This window comes from Asaia astilbis JCM 15831 (assembly GCF_000613845.1).
Lineage (GTDB): Bacteria > Pseudomonadota > Alphaproteobacteria > Acetobacterales > Acetobacteraceae > Asaia > Asaia astilbis.
The window spans coordinates 1-25,412 of sequence record NZ_BAJT01000024.1; the positions used below are offsets into that span (position 1 = coordinate 1).

35 protein-coding genes and 1 pseudogene are annotated in these 25,412 nt (G+C 57.4%); 2 read left to right on the top strand and 34 right to left on the bottom strand.

Annotated elements, in window-relative coordinates; translation table 11 throughout:
* Window positions 1-631: 631 nt before the first annotated feature.
* From JCM15831_RS14165 to JCM15831_RS20625, 10 genes are all read right to left on the bottom strand, one after another.
* Window positions 632-1,210 carry a DUF2612 domain-containing protein gene (locus JCM15831_RS14165; protein ID WP_025824756.1) on the bottom strand — a complete coding sequence of 193 codons (579 nt, stop codon included), beginning with the start codon at window positions 1,208-1,210 and terminating at the stop codon, window positions 632-634.
* Between the two features lie 65 nt (window positions 1,211-1,275).
* Window positions 1,276-2,451: a baseplate J/gp47 family protein gene (locus tag JCM15831_RS19435; RefSeq protein ID WP_051528558.1), complete on the bottom strand. Its 1,176-nt coding sequence runs from the start codon at window positions 2,449-2,451 to the stop codon at window positions 1,276-1,278.
* The gene (locus tag JCM15831_RS14175) at window positions 2,438-2,791 is read right to left on the bottom strand and encodes a hypothetical protein (RefSeq protein WP_025824757.1); all 354 of its coding nucleotides are present in this window, start codon (window positions 2,789-2,791) and stop codon (window positions 2,438-2,440) included. Before JCM15831_RS14175 ends, JCM15831_RS19435 begins: the two co-directional genes overlap by 14 nt.
* Window positions 2,792-2,875: 84 nt before the next feature.
* Window positions 2,876-3,514, bottom strand: coding sequence for a Gp138 family membrane-puncturing spike protein (locus JCM15831_RS14180; RefSeq protein ID WP_025824758.1), 639 nt, complete (start codon window positions 3,512-3,514; stop codon window positions 2,876-2,878).
* Window positions 3,515-3,516: 2 nt separating this feature from the next.
* Window positions 3,517-3,717: a hypothetical protein gene (locus JCM15831_RS19440; RefSeq protein ID WP_156938915.1), complete on the bottom strand. Its 201-nt coding sequence runs from the start codon at window positions 3,715-3,717 to the stop codon at window positions 3,517-3,519.
* 104 nt (window positions 3,718-3,821) lie between these two features.
* Complete coding sequence (locus JCM15831_RS14190) at window positions 3,822-4,532, bottom strand: baseplate hub protein (RefSeq protein ID WP_025824760.1); 711 nt, start codon at window positions 4,530-4,532, stop codon at window positions 3,822-3,824.
* Window positions 4,532-4,825, bottom strand: coding sequence for a phage baseplate plug family protein (locus tag JCM15831_RS14195; RefSeq protein ID WP_025824761.1), 294 nt, complete (start codon window positions 4,823-4,825; stop codon window positions 4,532-4,534). Before JCM15831_RS14195 ends, JCM15831_RS14190 begins: the two co-directional genes overlap by 1 nt.
* Window positions 4,825-5,580, bottom strand: coding sequence for a hypothetical protein (locus JCM15831_RS14200; protein ID WP_025824762.1), 756 nt, complete (start codon window positions 5,578-5,580; stop codon window positions 4,825-4,827). Before JCM15831_RS14200 ends, JCM15831_RS14195 begins: the two co-directional genes overlap by 1 nt.
* On the bottom strand, window positions 5,580-7,631 hold the full coding sequence (locus tag JCM15831_RS14205; protein ID WP_025824763.1) for a phage tail tip lysozyme: 2,052 nt from the start codon (window positions 7,629-7,631) through the stop codon (window positions 5,580-5,582). Before JCM15831_RS14205 ends, JCM15831_RS14200 begins: the two co-directional genes overlap by 1 nt.
* Before the next feature lie 213 nt (window positions 7,632-7,844).
* Window positions 7,845-8,669 carry a KilA-N domain-containing protein gene (locus JCM15831_RS20625; RefSeq protein WP_025824764.1) on the bottom strand — a complete coding sequence of 275 codons (825 nt, stop codon included), beginning with the start codon at window positions 8,667-8,669 and terminating at the stop codon, window positions 7,845-7,847.
* Window positions 8,670-9,426: 757 nt separating this feature from the next.
* Between JCM15831_RS20625 and JCM15831_RS14220 the strand changes: the two genes are divergently transcribed.
* Together JCM15831_RS14220 and JCM15831_RS14225 are read left to right on the top strand one after the other, a co-directional pair.
* Window positions 9,427-9,780, top strand: coding sequence for a hypothetical protein (locus tag JCM15831_RS14220; protein ID WP_025824765.1), 354 nt, complete (start codon window positions 9,427-9,429; stop codon window positions 9,778-9,780).
* Window positions 9,781-10,749, top strand: coding sequence for a hypothetical protein (locus tag JCM15831_RS14225; protein WP_025824766.1), 969 nt, complete (start codon window positions 9,781-9,783; stop codon window positions 10,747-10,749). It begins immediately after the preceding gene.
* Here the strand turns inward: JCM15831_RS14225 and JCM15831_RS21690 are convergent.
* The 24 genes and pseudogenes from JCM15831_RS21690 to JCM15831_RS23090 all read right to left on the bottom strand — a co-directional run.
* Window positions 10,746-10,883, bottom strand: a complete 138-nt coding sequence (locus JCM15831_RS21690; RefSeq protein WP_156938916.1) for a hypothetical protein — start codon at window positions 10,881-10,883, stop codon at window positions 10,746-10,748. The two genes, JCM15831_RS14225 and JCM15831_RS21690, sit on opposite strands and share 4 nt — an antisense overlap.
* Window positions 10,880-11,347, bottom strand: a complete 468-nt coding sequence (locus JCM15831_RS14235; RefSeq protein WP_051528560.1) for a hypothetical protein — start codon at window positions 11,345-11,347, stop codon at window positions 10,880-10,882. Before JCM15831_RS14235 ends, JCM15831_RS21690 begins: the two co-directional genes overlap by 4 nt.
* Window positions 11,347-11,781 carry a phage tail fiber protein gene (locus JCM15831_RS14240; protein ID WP_025824768.1) on the bottom strand — a complete coding sequence of 145 codons (435 nt, stop codon included), beginning with the start codon at window positions 11,779-11,781 and terminating at the stop codon, window positions 11,347-11,349. Before JCM15831_RS14240 ends, JCM15831_RS14235 begins: the two co-directional genes overlap by 1 nt.
* Entirely contained in the window at window positions 11,781-12,935 is a 1,155-nt protein-coding gene (locus tag JCM15831_RS14245; protein WP_025824769.1) for a DUF3383 family protein, read from the bottom strand. Before JCM15831_RS14245 ends, JCM15831_RS14240 begins: the two co-directional genes overlap by 1 nt.
* A gap of 6 nt (window positions 12,936-12,941) precedes the next feature.
* A complete protein-coding gene (locus JCM15831_RS14250) occupies window positions 12,942-13,520 on the bottom strand; it encodes a phage neck terminator protein (RefSeq protein WP_198024353.1) in 579 nt (192 codons plus the stop codon).
* Window positions 13,466-13,858 (bottom strand): hypothetical protein, encoded by a 393-nt coding sequence (locus tag JCM15831_RS14255; protein ID WP_025824771.1) that lies wholly within the window; start codon window positions 13,856-13,858, stop codon window positions 13,466-13,468. Before JCM15831_RS14255 ends, JCM15831_RS14250 begins: the two co-directional genes overlap by 55 nt.
* A complete protein-coding gene (locus JCM15831_RS14260; protein ID WP_025824772.1) occupies window positions 13,851-14,378 on the bottom strand; it encodes a hypothetical protein in 528 nt (175 codons plus the stop codon). Before JCM15831_RS14260 ends, JCM15831_RS14255 begins: the two co-directional genes overlap by 8 nt.
* Window positions 14,290-14,817, bottom strand: coding sequence for a DUF4054 domain-containing protein (locus JCM15831_RS21195; RefSeq protein WP_025824773.1), 528 nt, complete (start codon window positions 14,815-14,817; stop codon window positions 14,290-14,292). The genes JCM15831_RS14260 and JCM15831_RS21195 overlap by 89 nt, the downstream gene beginning before the upstream one ends.
* 34 nt (window positions 14,818-14,851) lie before the next feature.
* Window positions 14,852-15,238 (bottom strand): hypothetical protein, encoded by a 387-nt coding sequence (locus tag JCM15831_RS20630; RefSeq protein WP_051528562.1) that lies wholly within the window; start codon window positions 15,236-15,238, stop codon window positions 14,852-14,854.
* Window positions 15,239-15,240: 2 nt separating this feature from the next.
* Window positions 15,241-16,284, bottom strand: a complete 1,044-nt coding sequence (locus tag JCM15831_RS14275) for a hypothetical protein (protein WP_025824775.1) — start codon at window positions 16,282-16,284, stop codon at window positions 15,241-15,243.
* Window positions 16,284-16,796: a structural cement protein Gp24 gene (locus tag JCM15831_RS14280; protein ID WP_025824776.1), complete on the bottom strand. Its 513-nt coding sequence runs from the start codon at window positions 16,794-16,796 to the stop codon at window positions 16,284-16,286. Before JCM15831_RS14280 ends, JCM15831_RS14275 begins: the two co-directional genes overlap by 1 nt.
* 12 nt (window positions 16,797-16,808) lie before the next feature.
* A complete protein-coding gene (locus JCM15831_RS22030; RefSeq protein WP_025824777.1) occupies window positions 16,809-17,975 on the bottom strand; it encodes a DUF2213 domain-containing protein in 1,167 nt (388 codons plus the stop codon).
* Window positions 17,976-18,254: 279 nt separating this feature from the next.
* Window positions 18,255-18,899, bottom strand: coding sequence for a phage head morphogenesis protein (locus JCM15831_RS19465; protein WP_198024355.1), 645 nt, complete (start codon window positions 18,897-18,899; stop codon window positions 18,255-18,257).
* A gap of 163 nt (window positions 18,900-19,062) precedes the next feature.
* Window positions 19,063-19,620, bottom strand: a complete 558-nt coding sequence (locus tag JCM15831_RS24100; RefSeq protein ID WP_373277666.1) for an anti-CBASS protein Acb1 family protein — start codon at window positions 19,618-19,620, stop codon at window positions 19,063-19,065.
* Window positions 19,511-20,260: an HNH endonuclease signature motif containing protein gene (locus JCM15831_RS24105; protein ID WP_373277667.1), complete on the bottom strand. Its 750-nt coding sequence runs from the start codon at window positions 20,258-20,260 to the stop codon at window positions 19,511-19,513. The genes JCM15831_RS24100 and JCM15831_RS24105 overlap by 110 nt, the downstream gene beginning before the upstream one ends.
* A 230-nt stretch (window positions 20,261-20,490) precedes the next feature.
* Window positions 20,491-21,315: pseudogene (locus JCM15831_RS24110) on the bottom strand (anti-CBASS protein Acb1 family protein); the annotation flags it as partial.
* Complete coding sequence (locus JCM15831_RS20645) at window positions 21,312-21,635, bottom strand: hypothetical protein (RefSeq protein WP_025824779.1); 324 nt, start codon at window positions 21,633-21,635, stop codon at window positions 21,312-21,314. The pseudogene JCM15831_RS24110 and the gene JCM15831_RS20645, both read right to left, overlap by 4 nt.
* A gap of 4 nt (window positions 21,636-21,639) precedes the next feature.
* Complete coding sequence (locus JCM15831_RS22035) at window positions 21,640-21,915, bottom strand: terminase large subunit (protein ID WP_232228224.1); 276 nt, start codon at window positions 21,913-21,915, stop codon at window positions 21,640-21,642.
* On the bottom strand, window positions 21,873-22,856 hold the full coding sequence (locus JCM15831_RS19490) for a PBSX family phage terminase large subunit (protein WP_198024357.1): 984 nt from the start codon (window positions 22,854-22,856) through the stop codon (window positions 21,873-21,875). Before JCM15831_RS19490 ends, JCM15831_RS22035 begins: the two co-directional genes overlap by 43 nt.
* Entirely contained in the window at window positions 22,837-23,352 is a 516-nt protein-coding gene (locus JCM15831_RS14315) for a terminase small subunit-like protein (RefSeq protein WP_025824780.1), read from the bottom strand. The genes JCM15831_RS19490 and JCM15831_RS14315 overlap by 20 nt, the downstream gene beginning before the upstream one ends.
* Window positions 23,328-23,642: a hypothetical protein gene (locus tag JCM15831_RS14320; protein WP_035774659.1), complete on the bottom strand. Its 315-nt coding sequence runs from the start codon at window positions 23,640-23,642 to the stop codon at window positions 23,328-23,330. The genes JCM15831_RS14315 and JCM15831_RS14320 overlap by 25 nt, the downstream gene beginning before the upstream one ends.
* 99 nt (window positions 23,643-23,741) lie before the next feature.
* Window positions 23,742-24,329 (bottom strand): hypothetical protein, encoded by a 588-nt coding sequence (locus JCM15831_RS14325; RefSeq protein ID WP_156938918.1) that lies wholly within the window; start codon window positions 24,327-24,329, stop codon window positions 23,742-23,744.
* Between the two features lie 448 nt (window positions 24,330-24,777).
* Window positions 24,778-25,038 (bottom strand): hypothetical protein, encoded by a 261-nt coding sequence (locus JCM15831_RS14340; protein WP_025824783.1) that lies wholly within the window; start codon window positions 25,036-25,038, stop codon window positions 24,778-24,780.
* Window positions 25,035-25,412 (bottom strand): hypothetical protein (locus JCM15831_RS23090; protein ID WP_035774661.1); only part of this gene is annotated, 378 nt, incomplete at its 5' end. The genes JCM15831_RS23090 and JCM15831_RS14340, both read right to left, overlap by 4 nt.

Genomic DNA, 25,412 nt, shown 5'->3' on the forward strand with positions numbered 1-25,412 from the left:
GCCCATGCGTATGTCTGTTGTTACTTTGAGATCTGAAGCTCCATCAGGCGCGATTGCATTGCAGTAGAGTACTTGACTCGCCATGCGGATGCCCGAACTGATCTTGATGTCAGCAGCCCCATTTGGAGCAGAAAGGTTATTGGCAGAAAGACCGTTCGTGAAAGCCGTATACGCCGAACTGGATTGCGCTGGACCGGACGTGGCCAGATACCCGCCAAAGAAGTTTGTCCACGCGGCTCCGCTTGCCCCCGGCGTCGTTGTGTTGTTGTCTTGCGTCGAACGCCAGTAAACGCCAGCCGTACTTGTGTCAGCGACAACCGCCCCTGCGGGGTATCCGCCGATCGAGCCGCAAAGGACGCCGAGAATGGGGGGATAACGCCTGACTCATAATTCTGCGCCGACGTCGAAAGCATCTTCAGAGACCCGTTCAGGTCCTGGCCATACATAAAGGTTCCGCCCGCTTCTGGCGCAGTGAAGTTCGCCGGAGGGAAACCCAAAGCCAGAGAGGCGCGGCCATTATCACTCGATGTCGAGGGTATGGGCGACTGCATATGACTTGTGTCGGCTTGAGCGCCCCACAATGTCGCGAACTGTGGGGAAAAGTCTGATTGTTTCATTGGTTCATTTCCCCTTATTCGTTGAAGGCGTAACTGACCGCTACGCCGGTGGGCTGAGGGAGCACCCCGGATCGATAAATGATGGAAAGCTCAACGGGCGTAGGGACGAATTCGAATTTGTAGGTCATCGTCATCTTGCCGGTATCGATCACATAGCAGCGGCCCGCGTAGCCAAAGAGCGACATGAGAATGCTGTTGATGGACGTGATGGAGCAGTCTGTTATATTTGCCGCGGCCTTGGCGAAGATGAGGCTTCGGTAAGCTTCGTCAGTGAGCGCGACATTCGAAGTTGTCGGCTGGCCGCTGTAGAAAACGCCCCGGTTGAACCCGCGTATGACCGTGGATGTCCCGCCTTCTTCAGCCTCTTCGAACCCGATAAACCCATCCGACGCCACTTGAAGAACCCGGCCAACGCCGACAATCCTTCCCCAAATGTCCAGACCTATCCCGACCGCCGTTCGTGGGTTCCAGATCTTTTCATACCACGCGTCGAAGAACACATCTGGATCGACCGCTTCGGCGAACGAATAGATAATCGTCTTCCACCCATTCGCATTCTGATACTGCGAAAGGATCGTTTCCGAGATATCCATGCTTCATACCAGTGTTAGGGTGATATTTGCCGCAGAGATCGTCGGCACCTGATCCATCGTCATCGTCACGAATGCGGATGATGGCGATGCAGATGTGCCGATATTGATCGAGACAAGACGAACCCAAGAACCAGCGCCATGACAGGGCAAGAAAACTGGCTGGCGTAAATCGTGCTTGCTATGGTCGGCCTGGCACCTGAAGTCCCCCCGGAAGCGAACTGTGAGATGATCGCCTGCTGGATCTGATCTAGCGCCGTAGACGGTACGTCCACACCTGATTTTAGAGAGACCGAAACATAGATCGGTGCCGCTACCGCAATGTCGTATTGCACGGTGTAGGAGGGGCCGTTTCCATTGTAGACTGATGCCGGGTCGTTGACCGTAACAGATGATCCCCCAGCGGTGTTGCAGCCGGGGGCTTTCTTCTGGATGATGGCAAGGCCGATGTCAGCCGCCGCGCCGCCTGCTACACTCACATACAGGCTGTTTGCTGGCACGCTTACGCCGTTATAGGTGACAGCCGAAGATGTCCCGTTGTCATAGGCATAAGCATCCGTGACGCCCTGAACCTGCAAAACGCGGCCCAGAACGGAAGCCGCCTGACTGTTTGAGTTTCCTGCGACAGTATTCGAGCGCCGCTCTTCAAACGCAATTCGCCCCTCTTCCGCAGCTCCGACAATGCCATCGACCAAGTTCGTTACTGTCGAAACACCTGCGACGTACTGATACAGAGACAAAGCGCCGACCGCGCAAGGGAATGCTCCGGCCTGCGTATTTTGCACCGTGACTGGCCCGGTCGAAAGCCCCCCTGACACGGCAGGAAGAGTCGCGTCTGAAACGACCTCGTATTGATAGGTTCCATCCGTTGCCAGAACCGTGCCCGCAGGTATATCCTGCTCGGAGGCGCCCGTTACTGTTGCCACAACCGTGGTAGCAATCGCCGGGTTGCGCTCCATGAAATAGATATTGCCGATTGCGTCCTGCATACGCCCGGAAGCAACGGCGGGATCGACGCTGTTCGCGACATAAAGCAAAGCGTCATAGCAATTTGCGATTGCTGCGGTCTCGGATGTGGCCAATTGCCCTTGGGGTGTTTCAAGAGCCGGATTGGCGCTACCGCCCATAGCCGCGTTCACATCGGATACGACGCCGTCGAGAATATCAAACTCACTGGGAGCGGAGATACCTGTAGCCGAAAAAGTTATGGCCGGGACTGATGTTGTTCCGTTAAAACTGGACATCGAGAATTTCGCCCGTAGTTAGAACAACCTGCATGACGCCGGATAAGCGCCGATCCGCGCCAACGTTGGAAACGATGCAAGAGGCGTCTTTGACGAGGGGAACTGTCTTCGCGACGGCTTCAGCCAGACGTTGAAAGATCGCGGCAGACTGCTGGATACCAAGAACCTGCGTCTTGTAAGGAATTCCCTTGGCCGTGTCGTAATAGCACTCACCAAGGAACACTCGGATCGCGCAAGAAACATCCTGCAGGACGGAATAGGGCTCTGTGCAGATCGCAAGATTCCCTTTCCGGTCAACGACCAGATCCCACGTTGTGCGGTCAAGCAGCAACGATTTCATATTCGATTTTCCTTGGGGATGACCGGACTATTGCCAGACTATCGTTTTATGACACGCGTCTTGGACAAAGTACAGGAAAAGTGATTATTGAGGTTTCCCGGTTGACCCGCTTCCAGTCTGCACGCCTGAATGTGTGTGGTTCTGAAGCGAAATGCTCCCCGCCACAACGTCGCCGCTTGCTGTGATCTTGCCTTGCACTGCAACGTCACAATTGACCTGCACGCTCTTGGCGTTGATCGTGACTGGATTTGGCGAAACAATCCGCATTCCGTCGCCGTTCATCATGACATATTGGGTCGGTGCATCATTCAGGAAGCCGCCGACATAGACGCAATCGCTCATAGAGTGCATGCGGAACGACGCGGGGGATGCAGGCTGCCGGGTCTGAACAACGTTCTGCATATCGCGACCCGCAATGACGATGTATCCGATGTCGCCCACGATCGGATCTATAATCAGGGCAGACGCGCCGCCCTGGACCCGAAGATAAGGCACGCCATAGATAACACCATGGGGCAGGGGCTTCCCTTGCCCGTCCTGCTGGTGCACCATCGGCTGAACATCAACCTTGCCGGTGATGGTCGCGCCGTTTCCGTGAACGGCTTGAACCTGAACAAGAACTGACGTTCCCAGCTCGGATATGGCCGATTTGACGAGGGAATGAACCGCGCCCGCATCGGTCTGCCTCGAGAAAATGTCCTGAAGTGTGACCTGTTCTGTCATGGCTACCTCAAAGACCCGGCAAAATCGTTTCTGATCGCGTCAACCCGGGTGAACCATTGGCCATTGGGAATCTCGCTATCGAGCGAATGCGTGACCATATTGGCTCTCCATGTGCCATTGACTGGCATGGGCGCGATCTGACCGGCCTGGTTGTTCACCCACGCAGCCGGAAGAAACTGGCTATCGATTGCGAACGGGCTCATGAAATTCAGGCGCGGGTCGAAGAGCGTCGTAATCGAAACCCCTGAGTTATTATACGTTGGGTATCCAATCATTCCCGTCGCCGAGCTCACCTTGGGAATTGCGCTTAGGGCGATATCACTGAGATTGTTCGACCAGATCGTGAGGTGTTGAGGCGAGGCCTTTGAGGACGCCGCACCCTTGTTCTCGAAGTCATAAATGAACCTATGCGCGCCACAGAGCTGCTTGATCTGATCGCCGACAGTCCCATAGACATATGTCGGGCCAATAGCTTCCCGTTCACCCCGAAGTTTGCGAACGAATACCCTGCATCAGAGGCGATCTGAGAGGCCATCGTGGCAATGTCAGTTCCTGCAGGGAAGGAATGCGGCGCGATCGGGCTTGTCGATGGAACGATAACGGTGTGAGAAGTAATGTTGAACGCCGGTTCAGGCACGGAAGAAAAGTCAGCAAAGGCGCTGAAGATCGTTCCATTGTAGATGGTCGTCATCCCACGTTCATCGTCGCCCGCCGAGATCTGGATATGGTTTAGGTTCGTTCTCTCCTGCGGGCTCATGATGGCAGCGACGGGAGACGGCATAAGCGACATGCGGTTCATCATGGGAAGCGACAGTCCGTAGATCCTGGCATTCGCGCTCGAGCCAACTGCAAGACCGGCATTCGTCACATCGACCTGACACCGGAAACCCTTGAGCGTCTCCTGATCGAGAATGGTTGGGTTGCCGCCCTTCGTCAGCGTCGTGAACGTGATCTCGATCTTCTTTGCCGTGAAGCTGCTCGGAAGGCGAGAGGCGGTTGCCGTTGTGGTTTCTGACATTATGCCCCCGAGTAGACGAGAAACCACCGAGATCCGAAGCCAGTATAATTCGGGTCATCGGAACCTTGCAGGTCGATAAATGCGAAATCGCCCGGCAACCCAAGGTAGTCAGCTCTGACGATGTAGGTGTTCGTGAGCGCGAGAGCCCCCGCGACCTTTTGAACGTCGTTGAGATAGATGTTGAGATAAACGCCAGTCCTGCGCTGCTGCACCTCAATGCGAACACTTTGGCCGCCGAGGTAGACTGTCAGAGACTGGTTTTTCGTTGCGACTAAAGGGACGACGCCTGCCATTATCCGGTTATCCCGTCCATGATGCCTGCAAGGTCGGGCGCGCCGTTGGGAAGCTGCTGTATCTGCACCTGCCCGGACTCAACCACAGGCGAAGCGCCGGGCGATTTGGACGCGGTGTCGCGATAGGAAAGGGTCGCGCTATTGCGGATTTCCTGGAGCTGCACCTCGACAACCGGCATCGTCAGGCCATCGACTTCAGAACGCCGGAACTGATATCCAACGATGTTTACATTCGTGTACGTGTATTCCGGCATATGGACATCATAGAGCTTCGTGTCTCCAGCCACCTGTTCAAGTGTCGTGAAGAACGACTTGCGGACCTGAAGAGGGCCAGCGCCGGTGATCGAGCCGAGCACCTTTTGGAAGCCCGATGTGATGCCACCGGAGAATCCTTCCAGCAAAGCAAGGCCGCTTTCGCTGCCGTCGCAGATCATGACAACGGTTGTCAGGCCGGGGGCTTTTACTTTGTTGTAAGAGACGAAGTTCCCTTTCTCAGCCGGGCCAGTCGGAACTTGGTATTGCGCCCCGTGCCCCAGCTCAACAACGCGGCCTGCCGTGAGGACGGGATCAGCTCCGTCGAAAATGCCCCAATGCTTGAAAGCCGCAGAGATCTGGATGTTCGCCACCGCTTGCCCGAGCAGGTCGGAAGCCGCCGCCGAAACGGCGTTTCCTACCGACTGCCCCAGAACGGCAGGGACGCCAGACACGACAGGCAGATCCCAGACATCAGGCAGGGGAACTGTTGGGAAAGCCATTATTGTACCCCTGTGATGCTTCTCGCGTTGACCTGGTTGCGCAGGCCGCCAAGTAGCTGCCGCGCCATGCCGTCGCCGTCTGAGTTGCGCCCATCTATATTGATGGGGCCATAAAGATTTACGGAGCTTGACGTGTTGTTTGTGGTCGAATTGTCGTTGCTCGTAGGTCCCGCCCCAGCCGACACAGAGGACGCCACTTGGGCGTGGTCGTTGCGGAGGATGCTTTGTGGATCCTGCTCTCGCATGGCCCGGATCGCGGCAATCGCCTCCGAGGTCTGGTCTTTCTGCCCTGGGATCGCGTAGTTCCGAGGATTGAGCCATTTGGACAGTATGCCTGCACCTGCCCAATGCTTCGAGTAATCATGTTTCACATTGAAAGTCTGAGCGGCCTGCGTAACGGCTGGCGCGAGATCCTTCGGAGCCTGGTTTTCATACCCGTCTTGAATGGCACTCGCCGCCCTGAGGGATAAGGCCAGTCTCGACGCGTCTTCTGTGCCGTCTGCGTCCTTGGGCCTCTCGTATAGCTTCCTGAACGCATGAGCTGACTGGCTGAGAGATATCGACGGGTCTTTTAGGGCGTCACCGGCCTTCTTTGCTAGGGCATCTCCGCCTTTGGTCAACTCCCAAACTAACGCGTCCGATTGATCCTTGAAGCTCGCAGATCTAACGTCGATCCCTGTCCCTTTGAGGATATCTTCCACCCGAGCCTTGTGCCATTGGCCAATACCGAAGGCCGTTGCACCGAACGACCCTACATCGCCACGAGCGAGGGGATTGAAGCCGCTTTCCTTGTCGATGCCCCCGACGACCCCTAACGCCGCATTGCGGCTAAACCCACTCTTCACTAACCGGCTGTAAAGATACTTGCGACGCTCGTCTGCGTGATTAGATGCTTCGGAACGAGACCGGTCAATCTCATCTTGGGAGGCTTTGTTCTCTTGGTACCCACGATAAGCGGCAAATGCCCCGGCTGCGGCTGGCAAAGCTGAAAAGCCCGCAAGAGACGCAGTCGCCTCGCCACCAAGCGCAAGAGCGCCGGTTAAAGCCCCCTTTTCGCCAAGCCCCGCCAGCCCCTCAGCGGTGCGTCCTAATAATCCCCCAGCCTTTGCCGTCCCTCCGCCCCCGAACATTCTTTTCACGATGCGCAGGGCGGACAAGCTGCCCAGGACACCAATCAGGCCGCCGAACGATTTCGTCAGCTCCTCAACGCCTCCAGCGACGACGGCCAGCGCTCCGGTTGTGTTCGGGTATTCTTTCTCAAGCCCAATCAGCTTTTGAAGGAAGCCATCAAGCGCGGGGTCAAGCTTAGACGTGAACATGCTCGCGAGTTGCTGGGACTGCTCGGAGAAGATCACCCACTCTTGATTAAGGTGACGCGCTGCCTCGGTCATTTCCTTTGTCGGGGCGGCCATCCCCTTAATCTGCTTTTGGAGGTCCGCGAATTTCTTTGGGTCCATCAGGGCTTCGTTGATCGCCCCATCACCAAAGCCGAGGTCCTTCAGCCAGCTTGTGGCAATCCGAGGATCGATCTTGTTGTCATGGATCGACTTGTTCAGACGCTCAACGATGTCTGATTTAATGTTACCGGCTTCATCTGTGAAATCAGGAACTTGGAGCCGGGAGAAGGTGAGGGCGATCTTGGCGGCTTCCTCAGGGTTGGTCATCCGCTGCTGGAGGTTGCTGAACGCCTGCGACATCTCGCCGAAAGACCCGCCTGCCGCCTTCGCCGCCGTTTCCATGCGGGTGAGAGTGGCCGGGTCCATGTTCAGGCGTTTGGACATATAGTCCAACTGAGCGTTGGCTTTTGTCGTGTCGCCAACGAACTGCTTCAGGCCCTTGCCAGCCGTGAAGACCGCGAACATGGCCAGCGCCTCGCGTCGAACGCTCGATAGCGCAGCCGCACCCTTGCCGCCACTCTTCTCAATGCCGTTGCCTGTGCTGTTGGCCTGCTTTTCAACGTCCTTGAGTTGCTGAACGGTCTTATTCGCTTCGGGTGAAAAGCCCTTCGCGTCCAGCTTCAGTTGAATGACCAGACTGTCGATGAGTGACATGGAGGGGCTCCGAAACGAATAAAGCCCCCAGGGCGAACCGTGGGGGCATCAGTCTGGCATCAGACCAGATCACATTAGGGTTTTTGGACAAGCGGTACAAGGATTACGCGAGAGCAGAGCGCTTTCTGAGTGCGTGCACTTTTGCGCGTTTCTTCGACCAGTGTAGCAACAGTTTCATGCGAGCCAGCAACTCCTTCTCTTCCTCAGTCTCGCTCATGACGCCTTCTCCTTCGGGCGGGAGAAAGGGCGCAAATGCTTCACGATCCGGTTGCACCATTTGAGCTGGGCTTGTGACCCTTTTCCCCCCTTTCTCGCTGCGTCAAACATGCGCCCGAACGGTGCGCCCTTTTCTGTCGCTTGATAGTCGGACCCCGAGGACGCTGCCTCAACCTTTACCTGATATCCCTCAGAGATGAGCAGCTTGTTCACTGCAACGGCGCTCAGTCCGATCTGTTGCCCGATCTCGGTCGCCGTCAGGTATGAGTCATTGTCCGGAGCGGCCAAGGCCGTCACGCCCATGATCTCAAGCGGGTTGACGCCCGTCATGTTGAACGTGCCGCGCGCTGCGTGAAGGCATTGCTGGTTCTCGTCAAAGCCGGGCAGGGTGCGGGCGATCTTGAGAAGGCGAGTGTAAGTGGTGTCGAAGGCTGGCTTGCGTGGGCGTTTGATTTTACGATCTTCTCGTAAAACTCCCTGCACCATCGCGTCGAACGCTCGGATAACCGTCAGGCTGAAGTCAGCGCTGATCCACATGGCGTAGGCATAGACAAGTTCTTTAGCGACGTAGGTCCCTTGGTTAGCGCCACCCTTGATTGAAGAAACGGGCGATACCGGATTCTCGGTATCGGTCAGCTTGGCAGCAATAGCCGTAGCTTGATCGGTCGCAAGCCAATACGAAGGTCCATCTTTCTTCATGCCACCCGACGCCTTGTGGCAGTCGTTCAGGCAGTAGCGTCCTTCAGCATCCTGACGGATGGCAGTGGCAAGGATGGTGAGAGATGACGCGTTTGTGGTATTCAGCTTCTTAGCTGCCGACATGGGGCTTTCTCCCTTGTTGCGGTTAGAGAGGCTCGCAGTGTTCCAGACTGCTTGCCTCTCGCATTTTAGCGCTATAAAATCTTCATGTCAAACGAAAGCGCTAAAAACCAAAGCGAGGCCGCCCCACTCAGGACAGCGAGGCTGTAAATGTTCGCATTGAGCGCAGTTTATTGGTCACGCTAGATGAATGGCGCAGACGTGAAGCTGATCTACCTACCCGCCCCGAGGCTGTCAGGCGCTTGATCATGAAGGCTTTAACCCGGCAAGATGATTAAGGAATTCGCTTCCGGGCATCTGCACCCCCCGAATGGTGGGTGCAGATCCTAGAACGGGATGATCGTTTGAGTAAAAGCGACGGGTCAAATTCCTCCAGGTGCTATACTATAGGGAGATTTATGCGTTTGCTGTCGGTATAAGATCCTACATCTAAGATGTTTCTTATCTCTCCGGTCGGGGCGCAAATGTTCGAATCAACTTGGTTTTGGGGCGCTATCGCTTTATTCTTTATCTTCTTGTCGTAATCGGTGCCTATCAATGCGCCATTCGCAAAGACAGAAGCGAAACGGCCTGGGGGATAGTCGTAGCGATTTTCCCAGCGGCTTTCCTCCTCATCGCCTTGCTACCAAAGTCGCGAGGGTCTTATTCAACTTCTGATGACTCTCCACGCTTGATCACATGCCCTGCATGCGGAAAGCCCACGTCGTCACACGCAAAATCGTGCCCATCTTGCGGCAATCCCATTTCTAAAAGTGGTTTCTTGCCACGCCTGCGCGAGACCCTGGGGTGGGTGTCCTTTGTTATTTTGGCCGCCGCGTTTGGTTATCAAAGCACACAATTCAGCAGCCAATCAGGCGGCACTGACTTCCCTCGTTGTGATTCCGACGCGGCCAAGCGGGAGGTAATCGCCGCCATTGCTAACGCCCCTCTAGGAAAGGTCGCAGGCATCAACATTATCGGCTGGGATGATATCCGTACACTTAAAGACGATTACGATCAAAGAATCTGTCATGCGATGGTTTCCCTGAACACAGGAAGCAAGACTGGGGCATCTTATAAGTTCACAGTCCATAATGGTGAGGTGTTCGTAGAATTCGAAATTGAGGATAAGTGAATGTCGTTTTCCATCCCTGCGGAGAAAAACATGACCGCCTATAGATCGATAGCTCGACGCCCGCACGCTGCAAAACACCTGATGGTGATCGGGCTCTTCGCCTTATCTTCCTGCGCGTTTTCCGACCCGAATGATCCGAGTTCTCTCTTTGCAGGCGGTTATTCACTCCATCCCGAATTGCAGCCGTGGCAAGATGCCCACATTCCATATTCGGATATCGCCAAGTGGCAGGGTATGGGATTCACGGCTGACGATGCGGTCATTGCCTACAAGGAAGGTCTGACCGGCCCGGACGAGGTCGCGCCTTGGTACCACCTCTATTCTCCGACTGGATCAACGGCCGGATCATTGCCAGGCCTTCTCATCACTTACGCGGCGGGTTCGAGGAATGCGTTTACTCCCCAAGACGTGAGCGTAGTGCTGGGGAACACCGGCGCAAGCTTCTTGAATTACGAAGAAGTGAGCGCATTGGCGCGGCTCGTCCACAATGGCACTCCGGGGAGCGATCTCACTGCCGCCCGTGCCAGCATGAAGCGGGAAGCAATCCGCAATAACGAAGCCGCTCAAAAGCGTCAAAGAGACGCCGAAGCCGCAGAAAAGGCACGTGAAAAGCAAGCGCTCGTTGACCGCTACGGCGCAGACAACCTCTCCGCGTGCAACGGCAAGGTCGTCACCGTGAACATGGTCGTGACGAACGAGAACCCTTACTCCACGAACGGGATTTGCATTGAGGCGGCCGTCAGATCGGTTATGGGCGGCATTCAGTGGCTCAATGAGCACACCGTTCTTATAACCGACGGGATGCAGCTATCCGGCCAGTCTCCGGCCAGCATCGTAATCGACCCGGATGGTCCGCTGAAGTTGAACTCAATAGCGTTGCTTAAAGGCGTGCGACCGACAACTTATACCTCTGTCATGGGCGCCCAGACCGTGGCCCCGACGTTCATGGTGCTGAAGTATCTGAACTAGCCCCCATTGTAATCCCTCACTCGCGCGATCTCGATCAGGTCGAGCAGGTCTTCTGTGTCATAGACCGTTTTCAGCTCATGTAGCGTGGCCAGTCCCGACCCGATCACATAGGCAATCGGGCGGGAGACGTTCACGCAGGAGAGGGGCTTTCGCTTTGGGCCGCCTGAGGGGTTAGCATTTCCAGCAGCGGGAATAGAAAGAACGCTGCGGCCTTGAAAAAACCCACATGCACACGGAACGCCTCTACATCAAGTTTCGATAGCGTTGCCGGATCTTCGATGTCAGTTGCGTTCATCGCGCGCGTCAGGAGCGGGTTGCTGGGGTCGAGCACCCTCTTGATCGTTCCTCGCAGAGACGCAATCGCTTGGTCAGCGGCATCGTCATCGAGTTGGCCAAACAGAGACTGAGCCGATCCGGCACTCAGACCGGTCATGCCGAGCTGAACGGCGTCTTCGGGGAGGGCCATACCCGCCCGCGTAAGGGCCTTGATCAGATGCCGCGCCCACTTGTCCGCAGAGAACGCGTCCATCCGCTTGATGAGGAACGTCTTATCGACGCCCCCATCGTTGAGAACGAGTGTTACTTCTTTTTCGCTCATCAGATCGCTACGGGATAGACCCGCTCCCACTGGAAGGTAAACGCCTGCTCTGCAAGCGTCTCTCCTCCGTTCGGCATGAACGAGGCTGTGGTCATCACGCCTTGCTCAAACGTGAAACGCTTCTGCACTCCGGGGAGGAATAGCGTTCCGCCCAGGCGATAAACGGTTGTTCCTGACGACTGCCCGAGCTGAAGGGACTGGAACACCGGGATCGATGCCGACCCAGGCTGGAACGTCAGCGTCGTCGTTGGCGCGCGCCACACGAAGCCTGCGTTGAGTTTGCCATCCATTGACATGCGCGTGATGACCTGCTCAAGAGATTCACCCTCCCAAGCGCCGTCCACTGACCAGTTTTCAAGCTGGAACGGCACCGGAGCGATGGTCTCGATAGTCATCGTCCAAATGGCATTCGCCGAGGTAATTGACTTCGACATTAGATGACCTCACGCGACAGAAGGTTGATCATTTGGACGGACTGGCCGTCTGCGTAGGCGAACTTGGACGCCGGGATTGTGCGGGCGGCTCGGTTCGCAGAAGAGGCCGTAGAGGCGCCTGGCTGGTCGTAATAGCCCTGGTTCATAATCGCATCCGCCGCGCCCGTGACGCCAAAGAAGCGGTTGATCTGGAGCTTCTGACTGTCGCTGATCGCAACACCGGTCTGGATCGCGCCATACGAAACGGCCTGCGAAATCACCGACTGACGACCCGCCGCGATGATTGCATCACCCTGCGTGTTGAACGGGATGTTGCCGAAGCTGCTCAACGTCGTGGCGTCGGCGAACTGGAGGATGGCGTTGATCCAGATCTGATTGATGTAGCTATCAGCCCAGAGGAAGGGGCCGGACACGGTGCCGTTATAGACCCAGTTCAGATCACCAGCCGGGGAAGAGAACGCGCCATACCAGTTGTATCCGTTGGAAATAAGCGCGTTCGCCTGTGACGCCGTATAAGCTACCGGAGTGACCTGACCATTCGAAACGAAGGTAAGGTTCTGCCGGCCATTCACCTGCGAGAAGTTGAGCGCCGCCATCCAGCCGAGCGCCATGCCTGAAGCTGCGGGATCAATGTAAAACACACTGGTCCCGGTAGGATCCTGCGTCTTGAGCCATGCACCGAACGAACCGGTGGCATCCTGAGTGATTGCCGTCGCATCGGTGTCCCAAGGAACATACCAGTAGCGGGCATTCTGTGCGCCGGTCCAGGTCGCGAACGCCTGCTTCTCCGTCAGCGCTGGCTCGAATGCGGTGGTGAAGCCGGTCCACTGGAGGGACGCTTCCGCCATCTTGTCCATGAACGTCGCTGGTACGTCCGTGCCCTCGGTATAGCCCGCAAAATAGAGCGTAGATGGGGTCTGAAAGGCGTTGTCATAGCCGACGAAATAGGGTGCGGCGATCTTGTACTCGTTCGAAGCGACCCCGAACGCAAGCCCAACGTCTGACAGCGTAGAGAACGCCTTGATCGTGCCCTCCGGTACCGCCGTCACGTTGCTCGTGAGCACAAGGCCATTGAGGAAATTGAGCGTGCCATTCGCGGGGATGACACCCGGAACAACGGACACGACAAGTGAAATAGGGGTTCCGGTCGCCACTGGCGATTACTCCTTGTTGTCAGGGAAGGACGCATCGACCTCTTGAAGATCGACGGTGATGGACTGTGCGAACTGCTGGGGGGCTGAGACGGTGAAATTGACCTGCAATCTCAGATCGATCGTCCAGTTGTTCTCGTATTGCTTGTCGCTGTTGATGAAGCCGGTCTGACGCGGCTCTGAGGCGGTGAGGGGCGATATCACGCCGCTCGTGTAGTTGCTCAGCCAGTCTGCTGCATACATGTCGCGCCACAGGGCTGAGATGCGTTGAACAGCTTCCCCCGACGTGTCGCCGAATGCTGAGATCTGGAAGGTAAGCTCCATCGGCTCGACCACATCTCGCGTCGTGCTGGTGTAGCTCGAGGCGTTCGTTGCGATACGGCGGCGAAAGAGCGGGGTAAAGATAATGAACGGGCCGGATGGAGCGGCGGTGCCGTTCTGCTGGCCCTGAATGACCCGATACCCATCAGGCACGACCGTCAGAAGCCAGGAGCGCAGAGACGTGTTGATCTCCACGTCTGATGGACTGGACGTTACGTGGGAGAACGGCCCCCCTGCTTCTGGCGCGTCACGATTACCTTGGACCATTCGCCATAACCCCATTCTTCGACGGGCTGCGTGATGCGCCAGTCGCTACCGTAAAAGCGCAGGATGTCGCCGCCGACACGAAGGGGGCGGGACAAGCCTTTGAGGCCGCCTTGGACGTAGACGGCTCTCATTTCTGATTGCTGGGTGAGGTTGGCGACGTGCTCGAGGTCGCCCGATGAGACAGCCTGAATGTCTGCCGACACTTCGAGAGTGAAACTCTGCTTGGAAGTGCTGCCGTCTGGGTTGTCGTAATCGCTATCGAAACAGACGACTGTGATTATCGTTGCTGGATTGACGATACCGACAACGCCGGACGCCATGCCGAACACGTCAATCATCGGACACCTCCGAACGAATGGAGTTGAGTAGCTGGCCGGACCAGACCAGAGGCTTGCCATCTGGCCCGCGCTCGCCTGACTTCAGATCGGAGACAGCTTTCAGGAACTCAGAGCTCCCGTAATCGCCCGTTGGATAGCGATCCTTGAGCAAGTTCGTGAGATCGGAGTTCGGAGCGAAAGACCCATTCGCAATGGTCTCTCTGATCTGTCCCGCTATATACTCGCCAACAATGCCGAGCGCCTTGCCTGCGTCATAATCAGTGGCGTGCAGAGCTTTGCCGAGGGCATTTCCCCACGATCCTTGCTTGTCGTTGATCGTCTGCCGCATGAATGGGCGAGGGGGCGTTGATTTGGTGCCGAACTCGTTCCATTGCGCGACCTGAGCAACAGAGGTGCCGTCAGGATAAGTCGCGTCCTCGAAGATGCCGACCTCAACCGACCCGCCGCGATTGACCTTTCTGGCAAGATCGTTGAGCGCCTTTTGCAGCTTGTCGCCGCCTTTGAACGCTGTCTTTGCCATTAGGGCAGATCCTTGCGCGGGCTGATCGACCGGGGATGATCCGCATTTGACGCAGATAGATCGTGGCTTGCCAGAACATGAGGCCGTACTGCGTCTGAGCGAACCAGGACTGACTACCCGACGTCGCACCCGCGTCGAGAGACACGGTGACGCTGCCACGAGTAGCCGCCGTCACGCGCCCGACACTGTCAGCTCCACGCCCGCCGCTCGATTGCGGCATGAGAAGAACGGCAATGTGAGCCGTGAGCAGATACAGAAGCCGAGCGCGCTTGGTAACGTCCGGCTCTGCACTGTATGCGGTATTGTCCAGATACGCGGTCGCCATGTCGAACCGGGCCTGAGCGGCATCCGGCCCGACTGTGGGGGCAAGTTCTGGGTAGGACGATGACCACGCCGCATAATCGAACGTGACAACGCCCGGCTGCGGCGTGTCGGTCATCGGGTTGTCGTCTCCGCTTCCATACCCTTGCGTTTCAGGTCTTCAGGATTGACGCCCTCGAACCCATCTTTTCGGTTGCGAACTCGCGTGCCTTTGCTTCGGCGGCGCGCTCGGTGACTTCCGCAAAGACGCAATGGTTCTTCACAAGGTCGCTGTCCTTGTGTTGGGCGAGCCATAAATCCCAAAAGCCCTTCTCAACCTGAGTGCGTCCGACGCGGCCGAGCAGGACGTTGTCCTTCGGGTGATAGTCGGGCGCGCGGTTGGCGCCGTTGACAGTCACGCTCTTGATGTAGCCGACCGGGCTCCGGTCGGGCTTGCCAGCAGCGCTGAGTTGGGCGCGGCGCTCCACATCGCCCTCGGGGGCAATGCGGAGTTCCAGACCATGGGGGAGGCGGCAGAGGACGGTTACGGTATCAGCCATGATCAAATCCCCACCATCTGCGCTACAGCCATGGGTCGCTTCCAGATCGTGCCCCAGCCGCCACGGCTCATCTTCTGACGCGCGTTGGTCGAATACTGCTCGATGCGGTGCATCGTCAGCTTTTCCGTGAAGGCGGTCGAAACCGTCTCAACCCCGTCGATCTCTGGCGCAAACATCTGCATGACATTGGCGCTGGTGTATCCGCCTGACATGGTGACGCCTGCTTCCGGAAGAAACACGATCTCCATATTCGGAAATGCCTTCTTCAGCATGTCCTCAAGGGTGATGCCGAAGCTATTGGTGTAGGCCATAACTGGCGACAGTTCGGACGGCGCAACAGTCTTAATGCGCGCCTGATTGTCGAGGTTGCCCATCAATGCCTTGTTGAGCGCAGCATAAAGGGTCACGAAGTCAGGAAAGACGGCGTTTGGATCGCTAGTGCTCAGCCATGACGTGGCCGTGCCACTCTTGACCGATGCGGTGATGGCGGCGGGAAGCGCCGGATCGTTCAGCGCTCCGTAGGTTTCAAGGCCCGAGACGCCGAACAGGTTGACGAGGTTCTGCTGCTTGGCGAGAACCGACACGCCAGCCGTGCGCTGCTCAGCCACCCACGGGATGCTAGCCGTGCCCATCATCTCCGACTCAAGATCGCCATACTTGGCCCAGGTCTGGAAATGGAAGGACTGACGCGACACCCAGTTGGCGTTTGCGCTGCTGTCGCCGCCCTGCTCGTAGTCACCATAGGCCACGGCGTAGCCCGATGACTCGATGACAGGGAACATGACGGTCTTGTTGGTCCGGTCGCCCTTCTTCTCCGAGCCGTAAATCTCTTCTGATTTAGTCGGCGTGATGAGCTGACGGATGAGCTGCGGATCGACGGTCGTGTTCAGGATCGCCGGGATACCGCTGTTCGGTGCGGTCACGGCACCGAAGACGGGAGCGGCATCAAACGCCCCGGCCTTCTCGTCGGTGTAGTGCGTAACGCCGCGAAGGTTGATGCCCCAATCCATCGCAAGGCGAGGGGCTTCAGCGCGAAACGATGCCATTATTCGTTGCTCCCGGAGATCGGCGCTACGGCGCCGGAAATGATGATGGTTGCGCCAGCAGCGCCGCCCTGCGTGACGACGAAGCCCGTGGCGACAGTGCCGCTCGGGGCCGTGCCAGCCGCGCCGGTCTGAAGGCTGCCGTCAGTGGTCGAGGCATAGACAGCCTGACCTGCGGTGGCCGCTGTCGAGGCAACGGCGAAGTAGTCGCCACCCGACATGAGCTGAACATTGAACCCGCTTGGCAGGAGCATTGTGCTTTCGGCCAGATAACCCGTGATGAGGCCCTGCTGGTCGCGCAGAACGAAGCCAGTGGGGGCTTCAGAGCCGACAGGTTTATTCAGAACGGTCACGCCGTCGGCCTGCACCCAGCCAAAGGCTCCAACGGTCACGCCTGACGATCCAGCGCGATAACCCAGCGGCCCAGGAATGGCCGAGCGACGCGGATTGGCCGATGCAATCCCACCAGGGAAGCCGACCGACCAGTTGTAGTTGATCTTGTTGGGGAAACCCATGGGTCAGGCTCCTTAAGCGCGGATGCGGGCGGACTTGCCCGCAAGGGGTGAATCAGAAGCAACGGCGCTATCGGCTGCCATCGGCTGGGGCGCTGAACGACGCTGCGTAGCAGCATTCCAGATCGCGGCCAGGCTCTTGGCATCGGACACGCCATCAAATGCGACGCCTTCCTGAGCCAGTGCGTAGCGGTAGACGCTGGCTGCGCTGTCGAGGCCATGGACTTCGCCAACGCGACCACGAACGGCGTCGAGAGCAACGCGGAGGGCTGCAGACTTGCGCTCCTGCTGGGCAACGGCGCGACGGGCCTCGTCCTGCGCCATGCGACGGGCTTCGGCGAGGGGGATCATGCGAGGGGCAGCATCTGCGGCCTTGCGGTCATCCTCTTCCTCGTCCTCAGCCTTCTTTTCGTCGTCCTCGTCTTCGGCCTTGTCGTTATCCTTGTCGGCGTCAGCGGCTTTCTTGTCGTCTTCGTCGCCGTCGTCGTCTTCAACGATCTCGTCGTCGTCCTCATCCATGCACTTCTTGATCTCCTCTTCCGAGGCATCCATGGCAACGCGACCGCTATTCAGCGCGGCTGCAAGCCGTGCCGCCGGTGACTTTGGCTTGTTTACAGCCATGCTCTTTCTCTCCAGTTTTGGGGGTGCGCTGTCGCCAATGATGGCGGTATCAACGCGGGGTTTCTCGACCAATGCGAGATGGTTGAAGCGGATATTCACCATCTTGAGCGTGTAGGCGCGCCCATCGATGGACCCGCTCTCAGGAACGATGTCGTAGGCGTATCCGGCGGAGACGCTGCGCTTCGTGCCGTCCTGAATCCGTGCGATTGCGTCGCCGTCCCAGATCGCCAGTTCGCCGACCAGATCGGGCGCGTCGAACGAGACGTTGCTGACTGCGCCCACCGTGATCTCTCGCGGGTGATCGTCTGCGCTGACCGGCTGGTGGATTTCGATGATCGGCTTGCCGTTCATGCTCGCTGCGGCATCCCGCAGGGCATCGGCATCGCGATAGACCTGATAAACCTGATCAGGCTTGAGCCCGAGGCGTTCAGCGTCCTTGATTTCCGCGCCGTAATAGGGCGAAACTACCGCAGCGCTGAGAATGCACCGCTCGATGTGTAGATGGCCGTCATCATCGACCCGTCGAACCGACGCATCGAGGGCAAGCATTGTTTCGGTCATAGGGGGAGCCATGAAAGTAGTGAAAGATTCAGAAATGGACCCGGCAAAGATCAATCGTGAGGAACAGATTTCGGGCTGGGACAATAACTACAAATACTATGGGAACGACGTGATCCCTTCTATGAAGGACCCCAATATAAAACCCGCGTCTCCATTTTCGAAATGCAGGTCTTTCCTTTACCCAATTACCCAAAAGTAATTGGTTTCCGTCCCGATGGCCCACCGCAGAAACTAGTCACACTGACCATTTAACCCACGGGATTGAGGGCAAGCATTGAGTCAGTCATCGTTTAGTCCTGGTATTATGAGCCTGAACGTGCATCTGCAATTCGGCCTTGATCCCGGCCAAATCCACTCTCCGTCGATGTACGCACCCTTGACCAGATCAAACACTAGGCGTTCTTTACCGGCCTTGACGTGACTCTCTCGCGGCTCTTTCCCGCCGCCTGAATGAATCCAAGTGCCCTTTGATCCGCCAAGTTCCACAGCACGAGCGCGGCTCATGGCCCCGCCAACTGCGGCGTTCTGGGACCGCGCAATGAAAGCAGCGCGCCGATGTGTGACGCCGTATCGGTCCTTCAGCTCTTCGGTGAGGGATCCTAGGTCTCCGCCCCTTAGAGCGGACCGCATCACAGCGCCCTCGACTTGCGAGAGATACTGTTCCGGGATCGACTTGATGAGCGTGACGTTCTCCGCAGCCGATAGAGCCGCAGCCTGTCGCATTCCCGCCGTTGGCCTGAACTTGATCGCAAAGCCGTTGCGCTGGAGATCGAAGTTCAGTTGACGGTCTGCGTGCCCCTGAGCCTGCTTGACGAAGCGCCGAGCCAGTTCGTCGGCGACCTCGTTGAACCGCGTTCGCCACCGAGCTGTGAGCTTGTTCATGATGCCCTGAAGCACCGAGGCGGGCGAGGCGTCCTGAGCCACTTGCGCTCTATCTTGCGATAGTTCGCCCGTACCCAATATTCGACGCTTGCTGCCATTTCCTCGACCAGATTGGTAAGGGCTTTACTGTAAGCGGCCTCGACCCCGGCGCTTGGGCGTTGCGGGGCGAGTGCTATGCCCCTCACGCTTTGGCACCGGAGTTTGGTCACTCGTCACCCTCCGCCTTACTCAAAAGCCCGGTCATGCTGCCGTCATCGAGATCGTCAGGGCGTTCCGGCGCGGGGCCAGAAAGGTTCACGTTGCGATAGATGCTCATGCCGTCTGTCGCTTCGCGCTCGCGGGCCTCGTCTGGCGATACCTTGCCGGAGACGATGTTCACCGCGTCTGTGTCGGCCTTAAGCTTCTCGACCTCGGCTGCCTGCTTCTCGTCCATCTGCCAGAGGTGGATGAACTCGTAATCAAGGTCGGGGTCGATCTTGCCCCACAGGTGGATCTGGATCAGGTGGAACATCCAACGGAGTGTGGGTTCGATCTGGTCCTGCTGCCATGCGGCAATCTCGTCGTAGAAAACTCGAATTTCCCCATCGGACGAATTATGCGTCAGTATACCATTTGCATAAAACTCAGGGAGATACCCTTCTTTTACCGATAGATCATAAACCCATTCGCTCGCCGCTATCTTCCTTATGCTTGCGACGACGCTCGTTTCTTCGCTTGTTTTGCTCTGGGGTTCTGGCCCATTTTTCCGGGTGAGCCAGATAATACGCTCGGCTATATTCCGAGCGGTCTTGGCTAGCAGTGCTACATTTTCTACCGCAATACTTTGCGTCACGACGAGCAGCGATAAACGATGCACCGCACTGAGCACACTCGCACTGAGGCATCGGCTTCGCTGCTGATGGGCGACTTTTTCGCCTGTCGGACAAAATACATGCCTGAGAACAGAATTTCTTCCGGCTCGGCAGTTTTTCGACTTCGAACGGTTTCTTGCATTCGGCGCAAATCCTGCCCTTGGGGTTCGCAGGAATGCGCTCTTTCCATCCGAGTTCAATGTTGTGATGAGCAGCATGATCGCTAGCAAGCATAGGCTCCAGATTGGAAATCTGATTATTGGCCTTGTTGCCGTCCTTGTGATGTAGGTGCTCGCCTTTTTGCAACGGCCTACAATGCGCCTCCCAAATCGCGCGATGAAGCAAAACAGGCCGCTTTGTTTCTCGCGACCATGCCGCGTAGTAGCCGTCCTTTCTGCGCCACCACCACTGCCCCCGCCATGCGATGGACGGTGCATTTTTGGGGCGTCTGGATTTTCTCCAATCAACAATAGGCGCTGGCCAACCTGCACATTCTCCGCAGGAACAAATTTTTCTAGTTCCGGCATCCAAATTGGGTGGTTCCCCGTGCATTTTATGGACTTTTCTGCTGTTGAAATCTCATATAACTCTACAGCATATTTTGTCGCGCCAGCAAACGTTAAGGGCGCAAATCCGTTGCGCGTTAGCACCAAATCCTTGACAGTCACTTCTTTAATTGGCACCGCGCCGCGATTGGTCTCGACTAGCGTATCTCCTACAAGACAAGCGTTGAGCCCGGTCGGCTGGATGCCGAAGAGCTTCACGAGCGGGATGCCGGGGATCGACGCCATCGCTTCCATGGCCTGAGCCAGAAGCTCGTTCAGGCCGCCGAGGGGCGTGGCGAGGATTTTGGCGTCTTCGCTCTCTTTGTCCGCAACGATTGTGCCTTGTCCGTCAGATACCGACTGGAGGAACGCCGCACGTCCCGTAACTTCATCCGCATCGATTGAACCAAACGCACCTGACTGCGAGCCCTGCATTCTGCCGGCCATTTTGGTGAGCAGGACCAACTTCGAGAAGTTGGCCGCGATGCTCGAGACGCTGTTGCGAAGGCGAAGGAAGTTATGGACGTAGGTCTTGAGCTGCTGCGTCAGGGACAGGCCGCCGAAATTGAAGGCGGGCATGAGCATTTGTGAGACGGGGAAGGGCACCATCTGCTTCATGCGTGAGGCATGAACGCGAGAGCCCTGCACCCACCACACTGACGGCTCGTAATAGTTCTCTCTCAGCGGCGTGTCGGAGTTGTAGTCCGCAGGCGTCGTCCAGATCGGCTCGATGTTCTTGAACCTGGCCAGAGAGCCTTTCTTCATGCCGTTCTCATTGGCGCGAAGAGGTGTGGCCTGACTGGTCGCTTCGAACCCCAATCCACCGACATCAGCCCAGACGTGGCCAATGCCATAGCCGAGACCGTGCCGGATCTGTTCGCCGATGATGTCACGGACGTTGAACGCCTTGAACGCGGTCTCGATCTCCGAGATGCGCCTGGCTGCGTCCTTGTCGTCTCCGTTGCCGCCCGTCTGCTTCTTGCTGCGGAACCGGATCCACTCGCGGGTGCATTCCTTGGCGATCACATCGACCGGCTTACGGAACTCGGCGCGCTGCATCATCTGAGCGAGATGCGGGTAGCTTGGAAGCTCAGGCCGTCCGCAATGTAGCCCTCAAGGATGCCGATATTCTCGCCAGCCCACGCACCGAAGCCTGCGGGGAGCGACATGGCGCTATCTGTGGCGATCACCTCGCCTCGGACCCCTGCGGGAGCGGCGTAAGGCTGAAACGCTCTGGCAGCTTCCTCCGCTCTCTGGAAATGGGCATTCTGCTCATCTGCGGCGAACCCGGCGAACGAAACACGCGGCTCTTTCTTCTCGGCAGGACGCGGCTCTACTCGCGCCGCTGGTTCTGCGGGCTTGCGAGAGAACCAACTTTTCATGAGTTTACCTGCGGTTTGGGCTAAATGATGCGAAGCTAGGCATCGTTCTGCGGTTCTGGATCAGTGGCGACAGGGCGTACCGCAGCGCGTCGATGCCGTGGTTCCACTTGTCTTCAAGCTTGGGAAGGATAAGGCGAGCGTCACGAGGATCGACCTTGTAGGAATACATACGGAACTCCTTGGCGATCCTCTCGCACCGTGGGTGCACCACGATCTTGCGGAACGCCTTGATGCGCTCTACTCCGTCTTCGACACTGCCTTTCCACTTGTCGGCTGGCATGATGCGGAAGCGATGCCGGTTTGCCATGTAGCTAATCGTCTCGGGCCTCGCACAGTCTGCGAGGATCGGCCAATCACGCGAGCCTGGCACGCGATCAAAGAGGCAGGTAGCTCATCCATCTCGACACCGAGGCCGAACGCCTCTTGATCGATATAGAGCACGTCATCATCGATGAACGCCCGGATAAGCGCTGTCGGATCTTGGGAAAAGCCCCAGTCAGCCCCGAAATAAAAGCGGGCGTTATCGGGGGTCTCGAATTCCTCGAACGAAACGCGGTGACGGAATACTACCGCCTCGCTGATCGTCCTGCACTCGCCTTCCCAGACGTGCTCGTAGGCTTCCGGGTCATGCCGAAGCAGAAGTTGCCGTTCAGCATTTAGTTCGGGCGGGAACCATGGATTGTCCTGCCACCCCACCTTGCGGACCAGCGCGCCGTCTTCCTCCTGTAGCATCAGCATAAGCCGGTGCATGGGGTCGTCGTCGTGCTCTGGATTGTAGGTGAACCAGAGTTCGGAACCTGCCTTTCTGATCGTCGGGATCAGAATATCGAGCGACGACTGACTAACAGTCTGGCCTTCTTCGACCCAGCAAATATCAACGCCTTCTGTGGACTTGATGCCCTGAATATTGCGGGCAAGGCCCTTGAACAGAAATTCCGCTCCTGCCTTGGACGAGATGCTTGTTTCCTGAACCTTGAACCAAGGCGTTAGACCGAGAGCTTCGATCTGATCGGCCAGAAGCCGTTTGACTGAATCGTTGATTGAGTTCTGGAACTCACGAACGCACAACACCCGGATCGGGCGCGTTGCAGCAAGAGCCACGAGAACGCGAGCGACTGTCCATGATTTGGACGACCCGCGCCCGCCATACCAGACCCGGTATCGATACCCGCGCCCGAAGTCGCCAAACGCAGGCGGTATCTCAATTCTCGTCTGGCTCATCTTTCGCTTGGAAGGGCGCAATTACCAGCGTCGGCATCTGCAACGGCGCTCCATCCACTCCCGTCATTTCTTGTGTCACCTTGTCACCGTACACCTTGGGCATCATTTTCGACAGGAACCACTTCCGGGCGTCCACTCGCAGTCGCGAGCGCTGCACCACGTCTGAATTAACAGCCTCCGACCCATCCTCTTTCTTGTAGGTGTCGTTGGTTCCATCGTCTGCTATCTCGATGGTTTCTTCCGCCATGGAGTGCAGGCCCATCTCTTTTGCGCGTGCGTATTGCGCGGAAAAGCCTTCCCGGTCATCGACAACCCAACCACGAACGGTGGACTCCGCCGGGAAGCGTTCTTCGGCGCATATGCGGCGGAGGGATTGTCCCTCAGCGAGTAAAAGACAGATATCGCGGGCGAGTTCGGCGCAATACCCGCTCGGCCTTCCTCGGGGGACGGGAGCCTCGGCTTCAGCTTCAGCTACCTTACCAGCTCGCTTCGCCATGCGTCTTCTCTCGCCTGTATCTGCATTTCTTTGGCCACGAACGAGGCCACTTTATCCGCCACAACGGGCGCCACTTTTCCGACGCGCTCTTGCTGATCTGCGGCCTTGATAATCTGGGGCGCGCACCGAACAACGCAGTCACCGCGAATGCCGAGCCTGAACGCTTGAGCCCAGTGCATCCGCATGTCCGACCGATGCCGGTTCTCAGGATCTGCAATGATGGCGCACCCTGCCGCCTCGTTTCCTTTGGCAGCGACCACAATAAAGCGGGCGTCATTTACGCGCAGCACGTCGCCTTTCTCCAATCGATGTGACTGAGGAAGCATAACGAACCGCGCATTTGTGGAATTCTGGCAAAGTGTATCGTGGAGTTTGGACAAAGTACAGAGTTATTTGCGCGCCTCTTCTGCGAGCCTTTTCTGTTCTTTGCACGCTGCACGGTAGAGGGCCGGGAGCGTTGCGAGCAGCATCACGGCGCGCTCTCTGATGGCCTTCCCGCCCTCCGTTCCGCGTGCGTCTGGCAGCATGTCACGAGCCATGGCGCTGAACGAGTGTTCCGAGATGAGCAGCCGAACCATGAACTGGTGCGTATCACCCCCTAGGTTGTCGCGCATGATTGAGATGCGATGAGCGCCATGAGCCCGCGTCAGGCCGAACGTGATTTGGTCGCCCTTGATGTAGTCATCGGGGAGCGGGCCTCGCATGAAATCGCCATATCCGAAATTCGCATATTGGTAATCGGCGATCCATTGTTCTGCGACCGTTTCACTTTCGGCACTAAGCTGATCGGCCTTGCGAAGCATCTCCAAGACACGGCATTTTTTTCGGGTGCCGTTTGCGTCGTAATAATCCGGCTTTGCCACTCGTTCCGGCGTGGCTGTCAGCGCCGTTTCGAGGCGCGGAACGATAGGGCGCCTGGCCGCTTTCGGCCTCGCCATTTGAGCAACAGTTTCGTGAATTTTCGGGGCTGTCGTCATGCCCGCATTGTCGCAAAAATTGGGGCTGCGGTACAGAAAAAAGCGCCAGTCTGACCAAGCGAAATTCTGCCACCGCTCATCCATTGCAGCGAATGAGCGGTGGAGAAGGTTCTCGAATAGACCCCGATTACTTGAATTTACCATTAACTCGGCGACGGTCAATGTGGTTAGCGCCTAAAACTCCACCGTCATTTCAGCAACGGCTTGCGGCGTCATTCCCTGCGTCCACAGCGCTACCCAATAGTCGGGCGCGCATCTCGTCACCTGGTCCCATGGGTCAACGCCCTCGAGCGTTTCCACGATGTCGCGCCATGTCTCGAAGGGGAGGATCAAGCCGCCAAATCCTCGCCCTCGTAGTCATAGCCCGGGTCATCGTCGTCGTTCCCGGGCTCTGGCCAGAACATTTCTGAACAGGCCCTGTCGTTCGCCTCTTGCCAGTCAGACCACATCAAACCCCCTCGCCGCCGGAAGCGCGGTAAACTTGGCCGTTCGCATGAACGTCAACCGTCCCGCAATTCCGCATGATCACGACCACCTCACGCGGAGGGCGGATGGAATAAGCCAGCGACCAGAGCCCGAAAGCGATTGCGAAAGCCACCGTGCCATCTAGCCATTCGCCGTCTTGTGTCATGCGCCATCCAGAGACCCAGAACACAGCAGCGGCGCTTCCCATCAGGCCGAACGCGCACCATTTGCCAAAATTCTTCATCGTTCAGCATCCCCATCAGAAGCCCGCCCCCGCGCCAATCTCCATGCGTCAAGGCTCGGCACGATCACGAACTCAGCGAGAAGGCAACCCGCCACGGCGCTCGGGACGAAGATCGTCAGACCCTCGACAATCCCGAACATGAAAATCCCCGGCATGGCCAGGACGGCGAAAGCGACCCAAAACCACCAAACCGACAGAGCCAATTTCCGCCCCGTACAGTGCCTTCCAATCTCCGACGCTGAGTTTGTCGTCTCACATCCCACACCTCCCTCAGCGCCAAACCTCGACGCTCTCAGGGCATGTTCCTCGACAGGCCGCGATGCGAGGTGCGTTCTGTCGATGCGCTTGGCCCAAGGAACGCTGAGGTCGATCGG

Excerpts from the sequence above, each read along its gene's own strand:
- JCM15831_RS14165 (WP_025824756.1), bottom strand. The coding sequence starts at position 1,210 with ATGGATATCTCGGAAACGATCCTTTCGCAGTATCAGAATGCGAATGGG.
- JCM15831_RS19435 (WP_051528558.1), bottom strand. The coding sequence starts at position 2,451 with ATGTCCAGTTTTAACGGAACAACATCAGTCCCGGCCATAACTTTTTCG.
- JCM15831_RS14175 (WP_025824757.1), bottom strand. The coding sequence starts at position 2,791 with ATGAAATCGTTGCTGCTTGACCGCACAACGTGGGATCTGGTCGTTGAC.
- JCM15831_RS14180 (WP_025824758.1), bottom strand. The coding sequence starts at position 3,514 with ATGACAGAACAGGTCACACTTCAGGACATTTTCTCGAGGCAGACCGAT.
- JCM15831_RS19440 (WP_156938915.1), bottom strand. The coding sequence starts at position 3,717 with ATGAGCCCGTTCGCAATCGATAGCCAGTTTCTTCCGGCTGCGTGGGTG.
- JCM15831_RS14190 (WP_025824760.1), bottom strand. The coding sequence starts at position 4,532 with ATGTCAGAAACCACAACGGCAACCGCCTCTCGCCTTCCGAGCAGCTTC.
- JCM15831_RS14195 (WP_025824761.1), bottom strand. The coding sequence starts at position 4,825 with ATGGCAGGCGTCGTCCCTTTAGTCGCAACGAAAAACCAGTCTCTGACA.
- JCM15831_RS14200 (WP_025824762.1), bottom strand. The coding sequence starts at position 5,580 with ATGGCTTTCCCAACAGTTCCCCTGCCTGATGTCTGGGATCTGCCTGTC.
- JCM15831_RS14205 (WP_025824763.1), bottom strand. The coding sequence starts at position 7,631 with ATGTCACTCATCGACAGTCTGGTCATTCAACTGAAGCTGGACGCGAAG.
- JCM15831_RS20625 (WP_025824764.1), bottom strand. The coding sequence starts at position 8,669 with ATGTCGGCAGCTAAGAAGCTGAATACCACAAACGCGTCATCTCTCACC.
- JCM15831_RS14225 (WP_025824766.1), top strand. The coding sequence starts at position 9,781 with ATGTCGTTTTCCATCCCTGCGGAGAAAAACATGACCGCCTATAGATCG.
- JCM15831_RS14235 (WP_051528560.1), bottom strand. The coding sequence starts at position 11,347 with ATGAGCGAAAAAGAAGTAACACTCGTTCTCAACGATGGGGGCGTCGAT.
- JCM15831_RS14240 (WP_025824768.1), bottom strand. The coding sequence starts at position 11,781 with ATGTCGAAGTCAATTACCTCGGCGAATGCCATTTGGACGATGACTATC.
- JCM15831_RS14250 (WP_198024353.1), bottom strand. The coding sequence starts at position 13,520 with ATGGTCCAAGGTAATCGTGACGCGCCAGAAGCAGGGGGGCCGTTCTCC.
- JCM15831_RS14255 (WP_025824771.1), bottom strand. The coding sequence starts at position 13,858 with ATGATTGACGTGTTCGGCATGGCGTCCGGCGTTGTCGGTATCGTCAAT.
- JCM15831_RS14260 (WP_025824772.1), bottom strand. The coding sequence starts at position 14,378 with ATGGCAAAGACAGCGTTCAAAGGCGGCGACAAGCTGCAAAAGGCGCTC.
- JCM15831_RS21195 (WP_025824773.1), bottom strand. The coding sequence starts at position 14,817 with ATGACCGACACGCCGCAGCCGGGCGTTGTCACGTTCGATTATGCGGCG.
- JCM15831_RS20630 (WP_051528562.1), bottom strand. The coding sequence starts at position 15,238 with ATGGCTGATACCGTAACCGTCCTCTGCCGCCTCCCCCATGGTCTGGAA.
- JCM15831_RS14275 (WP_025824775.1), bottom strand. The coding sequence starts at position 16,284 with ATGGCATCGTTTCGCGCTGAAGCCCCTCGCCTTGCGATGGATTGGGGC.
- JCM15831_RS14280 (WP_025824776.1), bottom strand. The coding sequence starts at position 16,796 with ATGGGTTTCCCCAACAAGATCAACTACAACTGGTCGGTCGGCTTCCCT.
- JCM15831_RS22030 (WP_025824777.1), bottom strand. The coding sequence starts at position 17,975 with ATGACCGAAACAATGCTTGCCCTCGATGCGTCGGTTCGACGGGTCGAT.
- JCM15831_RS24105 (WP_373277667.1), bottom strand. The coding sequence starts at position 20,260 with ATGCACGGGGAACCACCCAATTTGGATGCCGGAACTAGAAAAATTTGT.
- JCM15831_RS20645 (WP_025824779.1), bottom strand. The coding sequence starts at position 21,635 with ATGAAAAGTTGGTTCTCTCGCAAGCCCGCAGAACCAGCGGCGCGAGTA.
- JCM15831_RS22035 (WP_232228224.1), bottom strand. The coding sequence starts at position 21,915 with ATGCCAGCCGACAAGTGGAAAGGCAGTGTCGAAGACGGAGTAGAGCGC.
- JCM15831_RS19490 (WP_198024357.1), bottom strand. The coding sequence starts at position 22,856 with ATGAGCCAGACGAGAATTGAGATACCGCCTGCGTTTGGCGACTTCGGG.
- JCM15831_RS14315 (WP_025824780.1), bottom strand. The coding sequence starts at position 23,352 with ATGGCGAAGCGAGCTGGTAAGGTAGCTGAAGCTGAAGCCGAGGCTCCC.
- JCM15831_RS14325 (WP_156938918.1), bottom strand. The coding sequence starts at position 24,329 with ATGACGACAGCCCCGAAAATTCACGAAACTGTTGCTCAAATGGCGAGG.
- JCM15831_RS14340 (WP_025824783.1), bottom strand. The coding sequence starts at position 25,038 with ATGAAGAATTTTGGCAAATGGTGCGCGTTCGGCCTGATGGGAAGCGCC.